Origin of the sequence: Vibrio barjaei (assembly GCF_001639065.2) — a bacterium.
In the GTDB taxonomy this organism is placed as follows: domain Bacteria; phylum Pseudomonadota; class Gammaproteobacteria; order Enterobacterales; family Vibrionaceae; genus Vibrio; species Vibrio barjaei.
Genome location: NZ_LQXO02000026.1, coordinates 83,366 through 104,453 on the forward strand (window position 1 = coordinate 83,366; position 21,088 = coordinate 104,453).

The window sequence follows — 21,088 nt, forward strand, 5'->3', positions numbered from 1 at the left end:
CAGAAGAGGAGTTGTTATGTCTGCTTTCGCTTTTTTCGGCGCTCTAGAAATCGGTCTTATCTATGGACTGGTAGCGTTGGGTGTCTATCTCACCTTCCGAGTTCTTGATTTTCCAGATCTTAGTGTTGATGGCAGTTTCCCTATGGGAGCGGCTGTTGCAGCGACCGCAATTGTGGCTGGAATCGACCCTTGGATAGCAACGGGGATGGCCATCGTTGCTGGTGCAGCAACGGGTTGGGTGACTGCATTCTTAGCCGTTAGGTGTGGCATCCTTCATCTTCTTGCATCTATCTTGACTATGATCGCAGCGTTTTCGATCAACATTCGAATCATGGGACGCCCAAATATCGCACTACTTGGTGAAGATACCATTTTAACGCCATTTGAAATGATGGGTGATGCCATGTATATCAGGCCGTTAGTGGTGGGTGTACTTGTTCTGGTATCGGCATGGTTTGTTGTTCGCCTCCTTAACAGTGACTTCGGTTTGGGGCTACGAGCGACTGGCGTCAATGCACGTATGGTTAAAGCTCAAGGTGCAAGCACTTCTTTTTATACCTATTTTTGTCTCGCTTTATCTAATGGTTTTGTGGGTTTTGCGGGTGCGCTGTTCGCTCAAACCAATAGCTTTGCGGATGTGACTTCTGGTGTGGGTACGATAGTGGTTGGTCTTGCCGCTGTTATTCTAGGTCAGACGTTGATTCCGGGTAAAAAGATTTGGGTAGCGGTCACTGCTGTGATTGTCGGTTCCGTTTTGTATCGTCTAGCTGTGGCGTTCGCATTAAGTTCTGGCATGTTTGGACTGCAAGCATCGGATCTTAACTTAGTGACGGCGGTCTTGGTTGCAATCGCACTGATTGCTCCGAAACTAAAAGGAAACCTCAAAGCAAAAAAGGGCGTTAAGCCTGTAAAGAGTCAAGCAGTATCTAATTCAGGCAAAGCGGGGAAAGTAGCATGATTCGTTTGGAAGATATTCAAGTTACCTTCAACCCAGGTACCATCCTAGAAAACCAAGCACTAAAAGGCGTCAATCTAGAGGTTCCAGAGCATCAGTTTCTAACGGTGATTGGTTCAAACGGAGCGGGTAAATCTACGTTACTTGGCGCTGTTACTGGTGAAACACCTATGATTGGCGGTCGAGTGCTCATTGACGAAATGGACGTGACCAGACAAACGGTAGATCAGCGAGCAAACCAATGCGCTCGTGTATTCCAAGACCCCTTGGCCGGGACGTGTGGTGACCTTTCTATTGAAGAAAACATGGCCCTAGCATACATGCGTGGTAAAAAACGTGGTTGGAGTTTGTCGTTATCGTCAAAGCGTCGCAAGCTATTTCAAGAGCGCATTAGTATTCTTGGTTTAGGTCTTGAAGACCGATTGAGTGACAATATTGGGTTACTTTCTGGCGGTCAGCGCCAAGCGGTAAGTCTGGTGATGGCAACGCTGTCGGATAGTAAGCTGTTACTGCTTGACGAGCATACAGCGGCACTTGACCCGCGTATGGCTGCTTTTGTTATCGACTTAACTAAAAAGGTGATCAAGGAATTTAACCTAACGGTTATGATGGTAACGCACTCGATGAAAGATGCGCTGGCCTGCGGTGATCGAACCGTAATGCTACACCAAGGTGAAATCGTCTTAGACGTAGAAGGGGAACAGCGCGCTAATATGCAAGTTCCAGATCTATTAGAAATGTTCTCAAAAGTTCGTGGTGAAGAGCTGGCAGATGACAGTTTGCTATTGAGTTAACAGTCTATTTTAAACATCAATAGTCGAGCTGTTTCTAAGCCTCAGCGCTACGCCTACAGACTGTGATCCCTCTTCAATTTGAAGGGGGATTTTTTATTGCAGTTATTCAACTAAGATAACGTAACCTTGTTCCCTCTATTTAAGAAGAATAACAATGACACAGCCTTTTTTATTTCATCCACAGACTCATGATGGGGTGGTGCGCGTCGAAGATAAGCTAACCATTACTTTGTTTGCTGAAGCAAAAGATTATGAGTCGGTCAGTCTTCGTCATGAGCCTGACAATGAAGAGTACATAGTCCCTATGTCTAAAGTGGGCACGAAAGGACGACTTGATATTTGGCAGGCGACGCTTCCTCTTAGCGAAGATAAAGATGTCACTTACTACGTGTTTAAAGCTCTGACGCAAAAAGAGCAGTATTGGTTAGATGCACGAGGTGTTCAAAAACGTATGCCGGGGCGAGAGTACCATTTTAAGTACAATCGCTGTCATCAGCCACCTAGTTGGGTAGCCGAACAAGTTTTCTACCAAATCTTCCCTGAACGTTTTTGCAACGGTGACCCAGACTTAGCGGTGGAAACGGGTGAGTATCAATACCCTGCTCGGAATAGACAGTCTGTGAAAAAACAGTGGGGAGAGGGTGTTGGTACTCATGGCGATACTGGTGCGGTAGAGTTTTTCGGTGGTGACCTTGCGGGCATCGAAAGTAAACTCGATTATCTTCAAGATTTAGGTATCACTACGCTTTATCTGAATCCTATATTCACTTCATACTCTAACCATAAATACGATACGGTTGATTACTACTCTATTGATCCAAAATTTGGCACTAATGAACAATTTGCCCGATTGACGGATAAGATTCATCAACGGGGCTTGAAAGTGGTGTTAGATGCGGTACTCAATCACACATCTATCTCTCATTCATGGTTCGATATTCTTGGTCATGGTAATGGGGCTTATACATCGCAAGACAGTCCGTATCGTGATTACTACTTTTTTGAAGGTAATTCAGATAAGTACGTTGGCTGGAAAGGGATTGACACATTACCAGTATTGAATTTCCACAGCCAAGAAGTACGCAATCAGATTTATCTGGATGATAGCTCAGTCATCAAGCATTGGCTCAAGCCTCCTTACAATATCGATGGCTGGCGTTTTGATGTGATTCATATGTTAGGTGAAGGAGAGGGAGCAACTAATAATGCGCACTATGTGAAAGCATTCCGTGATTCGATGAAGTCGGTGAACCCAGATTCTTATATGCTCGGAGAGCATTTCTTCGAGGCGACTCAGTGGTTACAGGGTGATCAAGAAGATGGAGCGATGAACTATTATGGATTTGCGCATCCCGTTAGAGCTTTGCTAGCAAGCAAGGACATCCAATTTGATCCAATAAACATTGACTGTCATGACTTTCTTGAATGGCTTCAGGAAGCGAGTGCAAAGGTACCATGGAGTAATCAGCTGTCACAACTCAACCAGTTAGATAGCCATGATACTGAACGCTTTATTACAACACTTAGTGGCGACAAAGCGAAGTTTACCATCGCAAACCAAATGTTGATGTCTTATGTGGGAACGCCGTGTTTGTATTACGGTGCCGAGATTGCTTTAGAGGGCTCTCATGACCCAGACAACCGTCGCTGTTTCCCTTGGGAGCAGGTTGAGCACAGCGAATGGCTACCGTACTTTAAAAAGATGATTGCCGTTCGTCGGAGCTCGAAAGCACTGCAAAAAGGTAGCTTTATGCCTTTGTATGTTGATGAAGCCTGTTTAGTGTTTGCTCGCCAACTAGATAGTGAGGTGGTGCTAAGTGGCTTCAATCTAGGAAAACAGTCTAACCAAGTAGAATTGCCCGTATGGAAGCTGGGGATTGAACAGGGAACGTTTCGTTGTCCAATTACCGAGAAGATGAGCTCTGCTAACAAAGGAATGCTCACCGTCTCGATAGAAGGCGAACATTCACTGCTACTAACCCATTAGCCTGAGTAAACTACTGTGGCAATGTCTCAAGTACATTGTCACGGTAGTTCTGTATATGCTCAACGATAGGTGCAGCCTTATTGAAAATGCGGATCTCTCGGAACAACTCGTTCGCTTGAGGATATTGCTGACGAAGATATGAGAACCATTGTTTTACTCGGTTAGGGTAGTAAAGCCCTTTGTCGCCTTTGATTTCATAGGTCGAGTAGACCAGCAACAAATCAACCACGTCCTGCCATGGCATCACGGTGTGGTTATGTTTCACTACATTGCCGAGGTTAGGGACATTAAACGCGCCACGGCACACCATGAGTGAATCGATACCGGTGGTTTCTATACAGCGTTGACCATCTTCGAAGTTCCAAATTTCACCATTGGCAATGAGGGGAACTGACGTTTTCTTACGGATCTCATTGATATATTCCCACTTGATCTCGCTTGCTTTATAGCCACCAGTTTTGGTTCTAGCATGAACGGTTAACTCGTTGGCTCCAGCTTGCTCAATCGCATCGACAATCTCAAAGCAATCATCCGGGTTTTCCCATCCTAGGCGGATTTTCGCTGTCACCGGAATATTTAGGTCAACGGCTTCACGACACGCTTTAACGACGTTATGAATAAGCTCGGGGTGTTGCAGTAGGGCAGCTCCACCTTTGCTTTTGTTAACAAGCTTTGCTGGGCAGCCGAAATTAAGATCGATACCTTTAGCGCCAAGGCTTGCCGCTCTTACAGCATTTTCTGCCATCCAGCGAGGGTCTTGACCCAGTAATTGAATATGAACGGGTGTACCGGACTTGGTCATCGAGCCTTGCGCTAGCTCAGGGCACAGTCGGTGGAATACGTGATCGGGTAGGGTTTGGTCAACTACACGAACAAACTCAGTCACACAGAGATCGTAATCGTTGATCTCTGTAAGAATCTCTCGCATTAGATGATCTAAAACGCCCTCCATTGGGCCCAAAACAACACGCATACCAGTTCTCACTATACTCAGGGAGCGAGGATTCTACCTGTTATAGGGTAAAGAATCGACCATTGAGTTCAGCGACGTAGCCAAATATACTTGCTGCAAATTTTTAAGATAAAAGATCAACGTATGAAATTCATCGAGCTACCTGCTGATTGGACAGGTGAGTCTAGTGCATTTATTGAAGGTGCAATCTTGGCGGCAAACTTTGCTGTTGAACCATTAAAGCCGGAAAGCTGGTTAGCTAATGTAGTCGGCGACTATTCGGCTGAGCAAGAAGCATGGATTGTAGAACATCTAAATGCTCAATACGCCCAATTGAAGACGGCTCAATACCATCTTACGGATTTTATTGGCAGTAATACTGAACAGTTAGCAGACGTAGCCGAAGGGTTTATGACTGTGTGGCCTACTGTTGAACAGCAATGGATTAACAAGCAGTTTGCAGATGGCACGCAGCGCATGCTTCAAGCGCTGCTGACTACGTTTATGCTGGCTATTGATGAAGAGCAGACGCATAACGAAATGCGTCAAGCAGGGTACGAACAGCTACCACAACTAACGGAATTTCTACCACAGTTAGATGCGATGATACACGAAGTAGGTATGGCGGCTGATGAAATGATGATTGGACATCAATCTCAAACCGTTAACCCGTTTAAAGACGTGGGCCGTAATGACACTTGTCCTTGTGGTAGCGGCAAAAAGTTCAAGAAGTGCTGTGGTCAGTAATCTCTGACAACCATATAAAAACAAAGCCTCCAATTTGGAGGCTTTGTTTTATCAATCAGTTACCGAAAATCGTTACTGAAAACCACGTGCTCTGGAGCCAGACAGTTTTGCGCTTTGAGAGATAATGATAACAGCCAGCGCGACTAAGTTACCCGCGAAGATAATCACCAGCCATTGCGGCATTGATAGTGTTAGGAACTGCCAAACGACTTTAGAGCAGTCACCGTAGGCTTCAAATAACCAAGGAGCCCATTGATTTAAAGGTGCCCAATCTGGGAAGGTGACGAACAAATCACAGGTCTTGAATGGTGATGGATTGAACTGATAGTCCACGTGTTCAAGCGCCAATGTTAATCCTTTGATTGCCGAAGCGCCCCAAGCGCCAAATCCAATCCAACGCATTACTGTATTTTTGGGATTGATCATACCGATCAGCGCAGCACCAGTAATACCAAACATGGCAACCCGTTCATAAATACACATCACGCATGGGCCAAGCTGCATAACATGTTGGAAGAATAAGGCACAAAGCTCGAAGAAAATAGTGCAGATAAAAAGCAGGCCCCAAGACAAGCGAGTTTTGGAAAATGCTTTGATGTTGGAAAGAACCGTCACGAATACGTCCTTGTTGAAATAAAAAAGCTCTGAATACTCAGAGCTTTTTAACGCGGATTAGTTTCACAATCAACTAAAAATTAGTGCCCAGATGAGACACTCGCCTCAATTACTTTGCCTGTGGCTTCGGTAATCCAGCCTAGATCATAGAATATCGCTGTCATAGGCTCTAAGAGGTAAGCAATACCAAATAAGCCGACCAAAGCGAGAACGATAGTGTATGGCAGGGCCATGACTACCATCTTGCCATAAGATAAACGGATTAGTGGTGCTAAAGCAGACGTAAGCAGGAATAAGAAGGCTGCTTGTCCGTTCGGTGTTGCTACTGATGGTAGGTTAGTACCTGTGTTGATAGCGACGGCCAATAAGTCAAACTGTGCACGGTCAATGACACCCTCGACCAATGCTGTTTTCACTTCGTTAATATATACCGTACCAACGAAGACATTATCAGATACCATCGACAACAGACCGTTCGCAACATAGAACAGCGCTAACTGAGTACCCTTGTCTTCGATATGCAGCACGGCATCAATGATTGGCTTGAACAGCCCTTGGTCAATAATCACAGCAACAATTGAGAAGAACACTGCAAGTAGTGCTGTGAATGGTAGTGCTTCTTCGAACGCTTTACCCATTGAGTGCTCTTCAATAACACCGGTAAAAGACGTTGCAAGAATAATCACAGACAGGCCAATTAAGCCAACAGCGGCTAAGTGCATTGCAAGAGCAACAATCAACCAAATTGCTATAGCACCTTGAATCCAAAGCTTGGCAACATCTTGTTTAGTACGTGTTTTACGTTCTTCGCGGTCGAAATCAACAAGGATTTGACGAACGTTGTCTGGTAGCTTGGCGCCATAGCCAAATACCTTGAATTTCTCAACAAGTGCACAAGTAATAAGGCCACAAACGAATACTGGCGCAGTAACTGGCAGCATTCGCATGATGAACTCACCGAACAGCCATCCTGCTTGATCGGCAATAATCAGGTTCTGTGGCTCACCAACCATGGTCATTACGCCACCCAGTGCGGTACCAACACCAGCGTGCATAAGTAGCGAGCGTAAGAACGCGCGGTAATCTTCTAAGTCATCACGAGTTAGTTCAGATAAGTGTTCATCTTGAGTATGGTCATGAGAAGAACTGCTAGGTTGACCAGACGCGACTTTGTGATAAATCGAGTAGAAACCTACAGCCACGCTGATAACAACAGCGATAACGGTCAGAGCATCTAGGAACGCAGACAGAAAAGCGGCTGCGAAACAGAATGCGAGAGACAACATTGTTTTAGAGCGGATACCGAGAAGTATTTTGGTAAAAATGAACAGCAAAAGCTGCTTCATAAAGTAAATACCGGCAACCATAAACACTAGAAGTAATAGAACTTCAATGTTGTTGACGATTTCATGCTTCACCATACCCGGGCTGGTCATCCCAATTGCAACCGCTTCGATTGCAAGTAGACCACCAGGCTGTAATGGGTAGCATTTTAGCGCCATAGCAAGCGTGAAAATGAACTCAATGACCAACAGCCAACCAGCGGTAAACGGGTCAATGAAGAAGAAAACGATAGGGTTGATAATTAGGAAAGCGATGATCGCTACTTTATACCAATCGGGAGCCTTACCAAGAAAGTTCTTGATAAAAGCATTTCCTAAAGACATCGGCATAGTAATACTCTTATGTTGTTATTAATCGACAAATGCAAGGGTACGAGAGTATTTGAGAGGGCTTCCAAAATATCTAACTTAAAAAACTTAGTAAACGAACAATGCTTACATGGAGTGGAGACCATTGTTCACTTGCCAAGTCCCTCAGTTGCTAAGCACTCCTTGCTTCGCCCGAAACTCTACTCTTCGGTAAGATATAGTCAACAAAAATTACAAATTCAGATTGGTAAATTTCTACTTTTTGTTAAAAACGCGATCTATGTGTAATAAGCAAAACATAGACCTATACAATAGTTGCGTTTTTAGCCTCTAGGTGGCTGACCACCTAAAACATGACTCATGGATAATATTCGAAACATAGTCTTCAAAAAAGTATGTTTTTTAGCGTGATTTGCGCCTAATACTCGATATAAACGTATTGATTAGTTTTGGCTATGTTAGGTTGAATAACCATAATCTATAAGGGGTTTGAGGTTAATAGAACATTAATAAATATGTAATACTTATGCCTCGTACCTATAAATGGTTATGCTGAGAAAATTGTTAAAATGGAGCATTTGCTCTATTTTGGTATTGTTACAGATATAAGTAGTGTAGGTTTACCAAATTCTCGAAGTAGTGGTATGATGAGTTCTATACACGAATAAATAAAATGATTGGATACACCCCATAATGGTAATTAAGGCGAAGAGCCCAGCAGGGTTCGCTGAAAAGTATATTATTGAGAGCATCTGGAATGGCCGTTTTCCTCCTGGTTCCATTCTTCCAGCTGAGCGAGAGCTATCTGAACTAATTGGGGTAACAAGAACCACGCTTCGAGAAGTGCTACAGCGCCTAGCAAGGGATGGTTGGTTGACAATCCAACATGGCAAGCCAACAAAAGTGAATCAATTTATGGAGACGTCTGGTCTTCATATCCTAGATACGCTGATGACACTTGATGCAGATAACGCGACTTCTATCGTAGAAGATTTGTTAGCAGCGAGAACGAACATCAGTCCAATCTTCATGCGCTATGCGTTTAAAGCTAATAAAGAGAATTCTGAGCGCACGATTGAAGGTGTGATTGATTCTTGTGAGAGTCTGTTGAAAGCGGAGTCGTGGGACGAGTTTGTTGCTTCTTCCCCATACGCTGACAAGATCAAACAGAACGTAAAAGATGAAGGTGAGAAAGATGAAGCTAAGCGCCAAGCCATGCTGGTAGCTCGCACTTTCAACTTTTATGATTACATGCTTTTCCAACGCCTCGCGTTCCATTCTGGGAACCAGATCTATGGTTTGATCTTTAACGGTCTTAAGAAGCTTTATGATCGTGTAGGTAGCTACTACTTCTCGAATCCAGAAGCACGTGCGTTGGCTCTGAACTTCTATAAAGAGCTTTTAGATGTTTGCCAAACGGGTAATAGAGACAAATTACCATTGGTTATTCGTCACTATGGTATTGAGAGTAGTCAGATTTGGAATCAGATGAAGACCACTCTTCCGACTGATTTTACCGAAGACGACAGTTAAAAATGAAAAGGCCACAATCGTGGCCTTTTTTGTGAGTGCAAGTCTGGCTTCAGACGATGACCGAATTTGGTATAGGCTGGTATAGTTCTTCTGCTAGCTCTTTAATGATGCCATCGTAGTTGGTGAATATCAGTTCAGAGAGCTCCGACGTGAGCTGATACATAAATTCTTTATCGAGCTCGGCTTTGGGATGGTCAATCAACGCCTCTATTTTGCCTATAGCAGTGCTGTACATAGGAGAGGGAATAGACATCGGACCTACTAAGCTAAGTTGGTTAACCTTGCGATGGATTTGGTTGCAGTAATGCAAGGCGCGTTGTTTGCCGAGCTCAGAATCAATACTTTCAATGCAAAGTCTTAACTGAGTTAAGCAGTCAAGTGAGTCAATAACACTCTGCCACAGAGTACGATACTCTTGTTCTAAGTCCTCTCTTTCCACAGCCATCAACCAAGCGACTAGAATGTCATCGATCAGCAGTAATGTCTGGCGGATGAGCTTACCATGCACAATTTGGTTTTTGTTGACGCTATGTTTCTTCCAAGAACGACTTAACAGCTTAATATTGCTGTGCAGCACACGGTACATAGGTTTGTTGTCGAAGTGAGCAATGTCAGTCAATTCAAGACAGCACTCTTCCATAGCAACTTCAATTTTCTCCAGCTGCTTATTTTTCTTTTGCTCAAACATTAATGTGTAGTGAGTAGCGGTGCGGTGCTGTCTGACTAATGTGACTAACTCACGCAGATGAACGATGAGTTGATATTTACGCTCAGTTTTTGCTTCGGTGACTTTGGCATATCGATAGATAGCTGCAAGAATAGCTAAAGATAGAAGTAGAGACAGTAATACAAACATAACGACCTCCTTTGTCGAACAATATCTACTGTCTATGTCTCAGCAAGCTCAATGCCAATTAATTATCTAAATAAAAACAATGAGTTAGATATTATTCAATCAATAGGAGTGCGACTAATTGGTGCAGATGCACATTTTGTGTGAATTACGTCACAAAAAAAGCCAGCACGAAGGCTGGCTTTTAGTAATAAAAGAGAAGGTTACATCACTCGCATACCTGGCTGCGCGCCTTCATGCGGTTCAAGGATCCAAAGATCGCTGCCACCTGGTCCCGCTGCTAGGATCATGCCTTCAGACATGCCAAACTTCATCTTACGAGGTTTTAGGTTTGCAACCATCACGGTTAGCTTACCCTCAAGCTCTTCTGGCTTATACGCGGACTTAATTCCTGAGAATACTTGACGCGTTTCACCACCAATATCAAGCTGGAATTTCAATAGCTTGTTCGCTTTTGGTACTTCTTCGCAAGAGATGATACGAGCAATACGCATGTCAACTTTAGCAAAAGCATCAAACTCGATCTCTTCTGCAATTGGGTCTTTGCTTAGTTCAGTTTCCGTCTTAGCTGCTTCCGCTTTTTCCTTCGCAGCTTGCTCTGCCGCTGCGTCTTCTTTAGACGCTTCGATCATTGCTTCTACTTTCTTAGGATCAATACGGTTGAACAGAGCCTTGAACTTAGTGATCTCATGAGCAGTGAGTGGCTGCGCAATGCCATCCCATGATAGCTCTTCGTTTAGGAAAGCTTCGGTGCGAGCAGCAAGAGCAGGCATTACAGGCTTGAGATAAGTCATCAGCACACGGAATAAGTTAATACCAACAGAGCAGATATCTTGTAGCTCTTGGTCTTTACCTTCTTCTTTCGCGACAACCCATGGCGCTTTTTCATCAACATATTGGTTTGCTTTGTCGGCAAGCGCGGTGATTTCACGAATTGCACGACCAAATTCGCGAGCTTCATACAACTCGGCAATGCGCTCAGCTGCGGCTACAAAATCGTTGTATAGCTCTGGCTCAGCGAAGTTTTCAGAAAGCTTGCCTTCGAAACGCTTAGTAATGAAACCTGCATTACGTGAGGCCAAGTTAACAATCTTATTCACCACATCGGCATTTACACGTTGCGTAAAGTCTTCAAGGTTAAGGTCAAGATCGTCGATACGGCTGTTCAGTTTTGCAGCGTAGTAGTAACGTAGACATTCTGGGTCTAGGTGGTCAAGGTAAGTGCTTGCTTTCACAAATGTACCTTTAGACTTAGACATTTTCGCGCCGTTAACCGTTACGTAGCCGTGAACGAATACGTTGTTTGGCTTGCGGAAGCCCGAGCCTTCAAGCATTGCAGGCCAGAACAAGCTGTGGAAGTAAACAATGTCTTTACCGATGAAGTGGTAAAGCTCAGTGCTACTGTCTTTGTTCCAGTACTCTTCGAAGTCTAAGTCGTCACGCTTGTCACATAGGTTTTTGAATGAACCCATATAACCGATAGGTGCATCTAGCCACACGTAGAAGAACTTGTCTTTTTCGCCAGGGATTTCGAAACCGAAATACGGTGCATCGCGAGAGATGTCCCACTGTTGAAGACCAGATTCAAACCACTCTTGCATCTTGTTTGCAGTTTCAGTCTGTAGTGAGCCAGATCGAGTCCACTCTTTCAACATGCTTTCAAATTGAGGCAAGTCGAAGAAGAAGTGCTCAGAATCCTTCATGATTGGCGTTGCACCGGATACCGCAGACTTCGGATTAATAAGTTCTGTCGGGCTATAAGTTTCACCACAATTGTCACAGTTGTCACCGTATTGGTCTTCAGACTTACACTTAGGGCAAGTACCTTTAACAAAACGGTCTGGAAGGAACATCTCTTTCTCAGGGTCAAACAACTGAGAAATAGTGCGGCTTGAAATAAAGCCGTTCTTTTTCAATTCCAGATAGATGTGAGATGCAAGCTCGCGGTTCTCTTCTGAGTGCGTGCTGTGGTAGTTATCAAAACTGATATCGAAGCCAGCGAAATCTTTTTGGTGCTCTTCGCTAACTGCTGCGATCATTTCTTCTGGCGAGATCCCCATCTGCTGAGCTTTCAGCATGATTGGTGTGCCGTGAGCGTCATCAGCACAAATGAAGTTTACTACGTTGCCACGTAGACGTTGGTAGCGCACCCAGATATCCGCTTGGATATGCTCAAGCATATGTCCTAAGTGAATAGAACCGTTAGCGTACGGTAGCGCGCAAGTGACCAACAGTTTCCTTGAGTTAAGGTTTCTTGGATCGGTTGCCATACTTTAGTTTCGCTTTCTTTATTCAGAGTAAAATATTCGCTAATACTACATGATGACTGCCATGACTCCAAGGTATCCAGAGTCAATCCCCATAACTTTTTTGGGGTTCTGGTTCTGGCGACGTAATGCTAATCTTAACAGGACTAAAAAATAATAAGGAAAGCAAGATGCGCACGTTCGAATCAAAACAAGATTTTTGCCATTGGCTCGGGGAGTTTCGTGGGGAAAACCTAAAACTGGGTTGGAGCGAGTCACCGGATGTAGTGTCTGTTTCGGCATCTGGTGAGTTTCAGATTATATTGCCTTTCGCTAATCAATCATTGATTTCAGAGCTGACGACTTGGATTGAAACGCAGCAACAATCAAACCAAGTAGCGGCATTTGAGTTTTCTGTATCAAGCAAAGTGAAAGCACTGGAAACTACGGTGGCGTCAGAAATCAAAGGCGTGAAGAACGTTATCGCGGTAACGTCCGCAAAAGGAGGGGTCGGGAAATCGACAACAGCGGTGAACCTAGCGCTCGCGATTAGTAAGCTTGGGGCAAAAGTTGGCATTCTTGATGCCGACGTTTATGGTCCATCTATTCCAATGATGTTTGGGCAAATCAATGCGCACCCCGAAGTTCGTGACGGAAAGTGGATGCAACCTATAGCTGCGCACGGTATCTACACTCAATCCATCGGCTACCTTATTAGCTCTGATGATGCTGCGATTTGGCGTGGTCCGATGGCATCCAAAGCGTTAGCTCAGCTGCTTAATGAAACCGAATGGCCAGAACTTGATTATCTGGTGATTGATATGCCGCCAGGTACTGGCGATATCCAACTAACCCTGTCTCAGCAAATCCCGGTGACTGGCGCATTGATTGTCACCACTCCACAAGACTTGGCGCTAGCGGATGCTATCAAAGGTGCCGCCATGTTTGAAAAAGTGTCTGTTCCTGTGGTGGGTATCGTCGAAAATATGAGTTATCACATTTGTAGCCAATGTGGTTCGAAAGAACATATTTTTGGCGCAGGTGGTGCTGAATGGATGGCTTCGAAATTTGGCCTTAACCTGCTAGGTCAAGTTCCGCTTCATATTGATATTCGAGAATCCATTGATAATGGTGCGCCAACTGTGGTGTCAAACCCAGAAGGAGAGCATGGTCAGATATACACACAATTGGCTGAAAGAGTGTGTGCAGACCTGTATTGGAATGGTAAAGCTAAACCGGAATCCATCTTGTTCAAAATGGTGGAATAACGGAGAAACCGAGCTAGTTGTGAGCTCGGTTTCTTATTGTCTTCTACTTTGTAAAATGAAGTAATCGATTGCAATTTCCTATTTCTTGAGCGAGGGCAAAATTGGGCATCAAATAAGTGAGATCTCGACTAGTATCTAAGGGTTGATGTCCATATAATTACCCGGTTTTGTCCTCACCACCATATATGTACTAGGTGCAAAGAATGTCTGATAATAATCAATGTGTCATCGTAGGTATCGCTGGCGCTTCTGCTTCCGGAAAAAGCCTCATTGCGAGCACAATCTATAACGAACTTCGCGAGAAGGTAGGCGACCATCAAATCGGAGTGATCACGGAAGATTGTTACTACAATGACCAAGGTCATTTGAGTATGGAAGAGCGTGTAAAAACGAACTACGACCACCCAAGTGCACTGGATCATGACTTGCTTTGCGACCATCTTGAAAAGCTGATTAAAGGCGAAGCAGTAGAAGTGCCAGAATACAGCTATTCTGAACACACTCGTACTGCAAACACTACGTCGCTGACACCAAAGAAAGTGATCATCCTTGAAGGTATTCTTCTTCTTACTGATCCTCGTCTTCGCAAGCTGATGCATGCGACGGTATTTATGGATACTCCTCTTGATATCTGTCTACTACGTCGTGTTAAACGTGATGTTGAAGAGCGCGGTCGTACCATGGAGTCAGTCCTTCAGCAGTACCAGAAAACGGTTCGTCCTATGTTTATGCAGTTTATTGAACCGTCAAAACAGTACGCTGATATTATTGTTCCACGTGGCGGTAAAAACCGTATTGCAATCGATGTGCTTAAAGCACACATTGCAAAGCTGTTAAAAGCGTAATCCTTACAATATTCGGATTGAATTCTTACGTTATAAGTAACCAAACTGTTCTATACTGAACGGGTGCACGTATAACGTTTAAATTGCTTTATTTTTTAATAGATTAGTGGCACTTTATGTGCCACTTTTTGTTTTCCGCTTTGCAAGGAAGATGCGAATGAAAAAACTACTCCTTATCTTGGCGATCCCGATTGTGCTTATCGTCGTCGCTATCGCCGCTCTGGTGATGTTTGTAAACCCTAATCAGTTCAAACCCATGATAACTGAGCAGGTTCAGGCACAAACTGGTCTAGAACTTGAAATAAGCGGTGACATCAGTTGGCAGTTCTTCCCATCACTTGGATTTGAACTTGGCCAAACAAATCTTAAGAATCCTCAGGGCTTTAAGAACCCCAATCTATTCAGTGTCAGCCAAGTTGGCGTGAGTGTTGGGGTGATGCCTCTGCTCGATAAAACTCTAGAAATTGGTTCTGTGACGCTGGATGGTGCGCAAGTTCACTTAGAAACATTAAAAGACGGAACGTCTAACTTGGACGCGTTGACTGCGGCTAGCAAAGAGGCTGAATCTGCAACACCAGCAGATAAGGCAACGACTGAGCCAGAAACTACGTCGTCTACATCTGCCGCACAAGGTTGGAGCATTTCACTTTCTGGTGTAACGGTTTCGAATGCGTTACTTGAGATTTCTAACGAAGAAACTGGGGCATTTACCAAGCTTTATGATGTCGGTTTAAATATCTCTCAGTTCGCGGCGGACCAATGGACCACTGCTGACTTTGATTTAAAAGGTCAAAACAACGACCAAAGATTCACTGCTAAAGGTACTGCGGACTTTAAATTGAGCAAGGACTTTGCTGAGTACGCACTGAAAAATATCAAGTTCGATGCTACATACCAAGATACGGTCAATAATGTTGAGCAAGCTCAGCTTACGCTAGCGACATTTGAATTTGATAAACCAAACAGTATTGAGTTTGCAGTTAAAGGTAAAACGCCAGATCTTAGTTTCGATGCCAAAGGTGGTACGTCATTTGAAATTGATAAAGCGATGAGCATGCTTAAGTTAAGCGCGTTGACACTTGACTCTACCTTAGAGGGTAAGCCTTTACCTCAGTCCCCAATGAAAGTTGGTATGTCATCAGATCTTAGCTTTGATCTTAAGAAGAACTTCTTGAACTTTGTGCTTCAAAAACTAGCACTCAATAAAATGGAGCTAGATGGGAAGGCGACGGTTCAATTGGCTGATATTCCGAAAGTCCGCTTCTCACTGCATAGTCCTAATATTGACCTTGATGAGTTCTTAGGACTAAACCAAACTCAGACCGACAATAAAACAGCCAATACTGGTGGTCAGCCAACCGCTTCTTCAGGTAAATCTGCACCTGTGAAAGAGGTAGAACCTGACTTAAGTGCACTTAAAGGCTTGGATGTAAAAGGCAGCGTAACGATTGATAAATTTAAAGCGGCTAATGCGCACATGCAGAAAGTAAAAGCCGACTTTTATGTTAATCGTGGCGTAGCAGAACTAACGTCATTTAGTTCTCAACTGTATAGCGGATCAATTACAGCAAAAGCAAAACTGGATGCGCGTAAATCACCAGCGTCTTATAGTGCCGTGAAGCGCATTAAAGGCGTAAAAGTACAACCGCTTCTAAAAGATGTTGCTAACAACGACATGCTCGAAGGTACCGGTAATATCGATGTGAATGTTACAGGTAGGAGCTTAACCCCAACGGGTATTAAGAAAAATCTAGCGGGTACGGTGAAGATCAATTTTGCTGATGGTGCCGTGAATGGTATCAACGTTGCGCAGATTATCAGAGAAAATTACGCTCGCTTTAAAGGTCAGTCTGTTGAAGCTGAGAAAGGGCCTAAGAAAACTGACTTTAGCGCGATGAAAGCCACACTCAAACTAGCCAAAGGTGTCGTTTCTACCAAAGATATGTCAGCAGAATCGCCGCTACTGCGTATTCAAGGTGAAGGCTCTGCGAATTACATTAATGAGACGGTCGACTTTTTGGTGCGCACTTCTATCGTGGGGACACTAGAAGGGCAAGGTGGTCAAAGCATTACGGAGCTGCGTGATGTTACGATTCCAATCAAGGTGACCGGCGCTTGGACTGATCCAAAGTTCGCTCTTGTGTTTGACGATGTGTTGAAACAGAAAGCTCAAAAAGAAGTGGAACGCGCAACTGAACGTCTTGGTATTAAAGATGAAAAAACTAAGAAGGCCGTCGATGGACTACTTAAAGGGCTGTTTAACTAAGCTAGCCAACTACAAGTAAAGTCAATGCCAGCGTGTATCACGCTGGCATTTTTCGTATTGGCGAACAAATTACGTTAGAGGTGTCGCTACCAATGGTAGTCAAGATCTTGTTCTTCTTCGGTCTCTTCTACTGCTAGAAGTTGCCATGATTCTATGAATCTTGCGGCTTCGGCCATTGTGATATTTTTGTGCAGATCGTGAGTAGCGTGTGGAGGCGATCCGTCGTATCGCAGAGCAATCGAATAGCTACTCTTCTGTTGGCTATTTTCGATATTTTGCCAGTCTAGCTTCAGCTGCTTGATGGGTTGAGTTGAACTTTGGCCAAGTATAAATCGGTGCTCATTACTACCTATCCATAGGATCAAACGACCACTTTCCATGAAACTCTCCTTGTTACTGCAATGTTGCACTGGTGTTAATTTAAACGATTGTAACGACAGTTTCACGCCAAGTTGGTTGTCTGATTGTACCTAAATGGGGTTACAGAGTATCGTTGCAGGGAGAGAGGAGCAAGTAAGTGAGAATTAAGGCGAAGGTAGCAGATTCAAGGTGCTAACAAGCTGACACCTTAAACTGCTACCCTAAAGCTAGGTTTATCTTGCGTTAAAGCGCAATGAAAATGCCCGCTAAACAAGCACTCATAAGGTTGGCTAACGTACCGGCTAGCACGGCTTTAAGGCCCAAACTTGCCACGTCAGAGCGGCGCTCCGGCGACATTACACCGATAGACCCTAGTTGAATGGCAATAGAGCCAATGTTGGCGAAGCCGCAAAGAGCGAAAATCACGATAACTTGGCTGTGTTCCGATAAGCTAGCTTGGTGCTGAATGAAGTCGATGAAAGCAACAAATTCGTTCATGACTACCTTTTGGCCGATAAATGACCCTGCCATCAGCATCTCACTTTGATCGACACCAATAAGCCAAGCTACTGGAGCGAAGAGGTAACCGAATAGCAGTTGTAATGTGATTCCTTGCGCACCAAACAGCTCCGCTATGGATTCAATAGCGGCGTTGGCCATCGCAATCACACTGACAAAAGCGATAAGCATCGTACCCACTGCGACCGCAACTTTTACTCCGTTCATTGCCCCCGCTGCTAAGGCATCAATCACATTACTTTGATCGCCAGTATCTAAGTCGACAGAGTCATGAGCTACCGGAGTTTGTTGCTCAGGTACGATAAGCTTTGCCATCATTAGAGATCCTGGCGCGGCCATAAAGCTTGCTGCGATTAAGTACTTTAGCTCTACGCCTAACCCGGCGTAGCCACCAAGAACACTACCAGCCACAGACGCCATTCCGCCCGCCATGACTGCGAACAGTTCCGAGCGTGTCATAGTTGCAAGGAAAGGACGAATAAGCAGTGGGGACTCACCTTGTGATAGGAATATGTTGCCGGTTGCCACCAACGATTCCGCTTTGCTTGTGCCCAAGAACTTCTGAATTAAACCACCGAGTACGCGGATAACCGCCTGCATGATGCCAAGGTAGTAAAGTGCCGAAATAAGAGCGCTAATAACGATGATGATAGGAAGAACACGGATGGCAAAAATAAAGCCTTCAGAAGCTAAATCACCAAATAGAAATTGAATACCTACGTCGGAGAAGCTAAGTACTTTGGCAACGCCAGAACTCATCGCGCCAAGAACATGTTGACCAAAAGGAATGTAAAGAACAAAAGCAGCAAACAATGTTTGAAGGAGGAGTGCGCGTAATACGGTATTCCAGTTAATTGCTTTACGGTTTTCCGAGAAAATAAAACCGATGGCTAACAACGAGATAATGCCTACAAAACCAAACAGGATAGTCATTACCATTGGGTCACCTCACCGTAGCTTAGACAGTTAAGCATGGAATACGATGACCAAGAGGAAACAGCGGAAAGCTGAGGAAACCACTGATTGTGGTAACTGAAGATAAATTTGCCCATTTTTATACCCTTTACAAGCGTGGAGATTGCAGCTGGTCCAAATCCTTGGGTCGTTCACAGTTCCTTGGTGACGGCTTGTATTGGTGTATAGCTAGAAGATTACGCAACATTGCGAAGTGCCCTAGCAAACGGGGGGGCAGTATACAGTAAAAAATGAGACTTACATCTCATTTTTTTTACTCTTTTGGTTCGATTGGTTAGAACATCACCAATCGACACCTTTTAGCGCTTTTACGCCTGATTCGAAGGCGTGTTTGACATTTTTAACCTCTGAAACGGTATCTGCAATGTCAATGAGAGTTCGGTGGGCACCGCGACCGGTGATAATGACAGACTGCATTTTTGGTCGGTTGGTTAACGCTTCTACTACTTCTTCTAAATCGATATAGCCATAGCTCACCATGTAGGTCAGTTCGTCAAATAGAACCACATCAAGTGATTCGTCTTTAAGCATGTGTTTACATTCTTGCCAAACTAACTGAGCTGCTTCCGTGTCAGCGGTTTTGTTTTGGGTCTCCCAAGTAAAGCCTGTTGCCATCACTTGAAACTCAACACCTAACTTCTCGAGTAGGTTACGTTCGCCGTTATCCCATGTTCCTTTGATGAACTGAGCAACCGCGCACTGCTTTCCATGACCAACGGCTCGGGCAATGGTACCAAAGCCAGATGTTGACTTGCCCTTACCGTTTCCGGTGATGACCAGCAACAAACCTTTTTCTTCTTGAGCGTTGGCGATCTTTTTATCAACGTTTTCTTTTACTTTCTGTTGTCGTGCTTTATGACGATCTTGTTTTTGCTCTTCGGAGAGTGACATGGTGATTCCTTATGTTTAGCTGCTAGTCCTCTGTGTTCGGTATATGATAATGAAATAGAAACAGAAAAAAACAAGACAAAGTTTAGGGGTAATAGGATGAAAAAGATATTGGTGGTCTGCATGGGCAATATTTGTCGCTCACCAACGGGCGAAGCGGTATTGCGTTCTAGAGCTGCGAGTCAAGGGATTGATGTCCTCATCGATTCAGCAGGGACGATTGGCTACCATCACGGTGACGCCCCTGATAAGCGAGCGCAAGCCGCTGGCGAAGCTCGTGGTTACTCGTTTTCTGGAATAAAAGCGCGACAAGTGACAGATGAAGACTTTGAGATCTTTGACATGATTCTAGCCGCAGATAAGGATAACTTGTCCGACCTAAAACAACGTTGTCCTCAGCATCTTAAGTACAAACTTTCGTTGTTTCTTAGCCATGGTCGTTCATCCTACAGTGAGATCCCCGACCCTTACTATGGAGGGGAGCAGGGATTTGAGTTGGTGTTAGATCTCATCGAAGAAGCGGCTGATGCCGTTTTAGTCAAAATCTAATGACAAAAAAACGCAGCTTAGCTGCGTTTTTAATATGACCAATAGTTGGGATTTATTTGCTCATTTCACCACGTAGTACTTCTAACATTTGGGCTTTGACTTCTTCGTAGCCCAAGTTTTGGCTAAGTAGATAGTGTAGTTTGGCCAGAGCTGCTTCTGGGGTCATGTCAAAACCACTGATAACACCGGCATCGGCTAGGGCACAGCCAGTGGCATAACCGCCCATATTGACTTTACCTGCTAGACATTGGGTAAGGTTGACCACAATCACTCCACGTTCAGAGGCTTCTTTTAGGTGTGCGAGAAGCTCAGGGTTTTGTGGTGCGTTACCTACACCGAAAGTGAGCAATATCATAGCGTTAACAGGTTGAAGTAGAGTGTTACGAATCACTTCATGTGAGATGCCTGGGTACATAGTAATGACCCCAATAGGCTGTGGTGTGATGTCGTGTACTTTAAACTTGCCCTCAGGCATTTTGTTCAGTTCTACACCACTACCTAACTGAATATTGATACCCGCTTCTAAAATCGGCGACATGTTTGGAGACGTAAACGCGTTGAAACCATCGGCGTGAGATTTGGTACTGCGGTTACCACGCATCAGTTGATTATTGAAGAACAGTGTGACTTCGTTAATCGGATAGTTAGCCGCAATGTGCAGTGCATTCAGAAGGTTAGCTTGTCCATCAGAACGTAGCTCCGCTAAAGGAATCTGTGAGCCGGTGACAATGACTGGCTTACCTAGATTTTCTAGCATAAACGATAGTGCCGATGCGGTATACGCCATCGTATCGGTGCCATGCAGAATAACGAAGCCGTCATAGTTGTCGTAGTTATCACGAATATCGTCAGCAATCTGTTGCCAATCTGCAGGTGTCATGTCTGAAGAGTCAATCAACGGCTCGTATTCGTGAATAGTAAACTCTGGCATTTCAGGGCGATGGAATTCCGGCATACTAGCCAGTTGCTTTTCCATAAAACCGGCGACGGGAATATAGCCGTGATCGGACTTTTGCATGCCGATGGTACCACCAGTGTACGCAATATAGATGTGTTTTCTTGTCATGCCAGGGATCGCTTTATT

General features: G+C 44.4%; 18 protein-coding genes. 9 read left to right on the forward strand and 9 right to left on the reverse strand.

Annotated features, from left to right (window positions below; all coding sequences use genetic code 11):
- Window positions 1-16: 16 nt before the first annotated feature.
- From AWH66_RS13000 to malZ, 3 genes are all read left to right on the forward strand, one after another.
- Window positions 17-958 (forward strand): ABC transporter permease, encoded by a 942-nt coding sequence (locus AWH66_RS13000; protein WP_006070033.1) that lies wholly within the window; start codon window positions 17-19, stop codon window positions 956-958.
- A complete protein-coding gene (locus AWH66_RS13005; protein ID WP_006070034.1) occupies window positions 955-1,749 on the forward strand; it encodes an ABC transporter ATP-binding protein in 795 nt (264 codons plus the stop codon). The genes AWH66_RS13000 and AWH66_RS13005 overlap by 4 nt, the downstream gene beginning before the upstream one ends.
- Window positions 1,750-1,903: 154 nt before the next feature.
- Window positions 1,904-3,736 (forward strand): maltodextrin glucosidase, encoded by a 1,833-nt coding sequence (gene malZ, locus AWH66_RS13010; RefSeq protein WP_063606452.1) that lies wholly within the window; start codon window positions 1,904-1,906, stop codon window positions 3,734-3,736.
- 10 nt (window positions 3,737-3,746) lie between these two features.
- Here the strand turns inward: malZ and dusC are convergent, their stop codons facing one another.
- Window positions 3,747-4,709, reverse strand: coding sequence for a tRNA dihydrouridine(16) synthase DusC (dusC, locus tag AWH66_RS13015; protein WP_063606453.1), 963 nt, complete (start codon window positions 4,707-4,709; stop codon window positions 3,747-3,749).
- Window positions 4,710-4,832: 123 nt separating this feature from the next.
- Here dusC and AWH66_RS13020 point away from each other — a divergent pair, with 123 nt between their 5' ends.
- Window positions 4,833-5,435 (forward strand): YecA family protein, encoded by a 603-nt coding sequence (locus AWH66_RS13020; RefSeq protein ID WP_063606454.1) that lies wholly within the window; start codon window positions 4,833-4,835, stop codon window positions 5,433-5,435.
- A 72-nt stretch (window positions 5,436-5,507) separates the two neighbouring features.
- On the opposite strand, the gene dsbB is transcribed toward AWH66_RS13020, so the two are convergent.
- Window positions 5,508-6,050: a disulfide bond formation protein DsbB gene (gene dsbB, locus AWH66_RS13025; RefSeq protein ID WP_063606455.1), complete on the reverse strand. Its 543-nt coding sequence runs from the start codon at window positions 6,048-6,050 to the stop codon at window positions 5,508-5,510.
- Between the two features lie 80 nt (window positions 6,051-6,130).
- A complete protein-coding gene (nhaB, locus tag AWH66_RS13030; RefSeq protein WP_063606456.1) occupies window positions 6,131-7,723 on the reverse strand; it encodes a Na(+)/H(+) antiporter NhaB in 1,593 nt (530 codons plus the stop codon).
- A 672-nt stretch (window positions 7,724-8,395) separates the two neighbouring features.
- On the opposite strand from nhaB, the gene fadR reads away from it, so the two are divergent.
- Entirely contained in the window at window positions 8,396-9,235 is an 840-nt protein-coding gene (fadR, locus tag AWH66_RS13035) for a fatty acid metabolism transcriptional regulator FadR (RefSeq protein WP_006070040.1), read from the forward strand.
- Window positions 9,236-9,284: 49 nt separating this feature from the next.
- On the opposite strand, the gene AWH66_RS13040 is transcribed toward fadR, so the two are convergent.
- Window positions 9,285-10,091: a hypothetical protein gene (locus AWH66_RS13040; protein ID WP_063606457.1), complete on the reverse strand. Its 807-nt coding sequence runs from the start codon at window positions 10,089-10,091 to the stop codon at window positions 9,285-9,287.
- Between the two features lie 200 nt (window positions 10,092-10,291).
- Entirely contained in the window at window positions 10,292-12,358 is a 2,067-nt protein-coding gene (metG, locus tag AWH66_RS13045) for a methionine--tRNA ligase (RefSeq protein ID WP_063606458.1), read from the reverse strand.
- 167 nt (window positions 12,359-12,525) lie between these two features.
- Between metG and apbC the strand changes: the two genes are divergently transcribed.
- The 3 genes from apbC to AWH66_RS13060 all read left to right on the forward strand — a co-directional run bounded on the left by apbC (window position 12,526) and on the right by AWH66_RS13060 (window position 16,713).
- Window positions 12,526-13,602: an iron-sulfur cluster carrier protein ApbC gene (gene apbC, locus AWH66_RS13050; RefSeq protein WP_063606459.1), complete on the forward strand. Its 1,077-nt coding sequence runs from the start codon at window positions 12,526-12,528 to the stop codon at window positions 13,600-13,602.
- Window positions 13,603-13,805: 203 nt separating this feature from the next.
- Window positions 13,806-14,447: a uridine kinase gene (gene udk / locus AWH66_RS13055; protein ID WP_063606460.1), complete on the forward strand. Its 642-nt coding sequence runs from the start codon at window positions 13,806-13,808 to the stop codon at window positions 14,445-14,447.
- 157 nt (window positions 14,448-14,604) lie between these two features.
- A complete protein-coding gene (locus AWH66_RS13060; RefSeq protein WP_063606461.1) occupies window positions 14,605-16,713 on the forward strand; it encodes an AsmA family protein in 2,109 nt (702 codons plus the stop codon).
- 86 nt (window positions 16,714-16,799) lie between these two features.
- Here AWH66_RS13060 and AWH66_RS13065 read toward each other — a convergent pair whose 3' ends face one another.
- The 3 genes from AWH66_RS13065 to cobO form a co-directional block, all read right to left on the reverse strand.
- Complete coding sequence (locus AWH66_RS13065) at window positions 16,800-17,093, reverse strand: hypothetical protein (RefSeq protein ID WP_063606462.1); 294 nt, start codon at window positions 17,091-17,093, stop codon at window positions 16,800-16,802.
- A gap of 223 nt (window positions 17,094-17,316) precedes the next feature.
- A complete protein-coding gene (locus tag AWH66_RS13070; RefSeq protein WP_063606545.1) occupies window positions 17,317-18,525 on the reverse strand; it encodes a NupC/NupG family nucleoside CNT transporter in 1,209 nt (402 codons plus the stop codon).
- A 324-nt stretch (window positions 18,526-18,849) separates the two neighbouring features.
- The gene (gene cobO, locus AWH66_RS13075; protein WP_063606463.1) at window positions 18,850-19,458 is read right to left on the reverse strand and encodes a cob(I)yrinic acid a,c-diamide adenosyltransferase; all 609 of its coding nucleotides are present in this window, start codon (window positions 19,456-19,458) and stop codon (window positions 18,850-18,852) included.
- Window positions 19,459-19,554: 96 nt separating this feature from the next.
- Between cobO and AWH66_RS13080 the strand changes: the two genes are divergently transcribed.
- Window positions 19,555-20,004 carry a low molecular weight protein-tyrosine-phosphatase gene (locus tag AWH66_RS13080; protein ID WP_063606464.1) on the forward strand — a complete coding sequence of 150 codons (450 nt, stop codon included), beginning with the start codon at window positions 19,555-19,557 and terminating at the stop codon, window positions 20,002-20,004.
- A 52-nt stretch (window positions 20,005-20,056) separates the two neighbouring features.
- On the opposite strand, the gene ansA is transcribed toward AWH66_RS13080, so the two are convergent.
- Window positions 20,057-21,070, reverse strand: a complete 1,014-nt coding sequence (gene ansA / locus AWH66_RS13085) for an asparaginase (protein ID WP_038229467.1) — start codon at window positions 21,068-21,070, stop codon at window positions 20,057-20,059.
- Window positions 21,071-21,088: the final 18 nt, after the last annotated feature.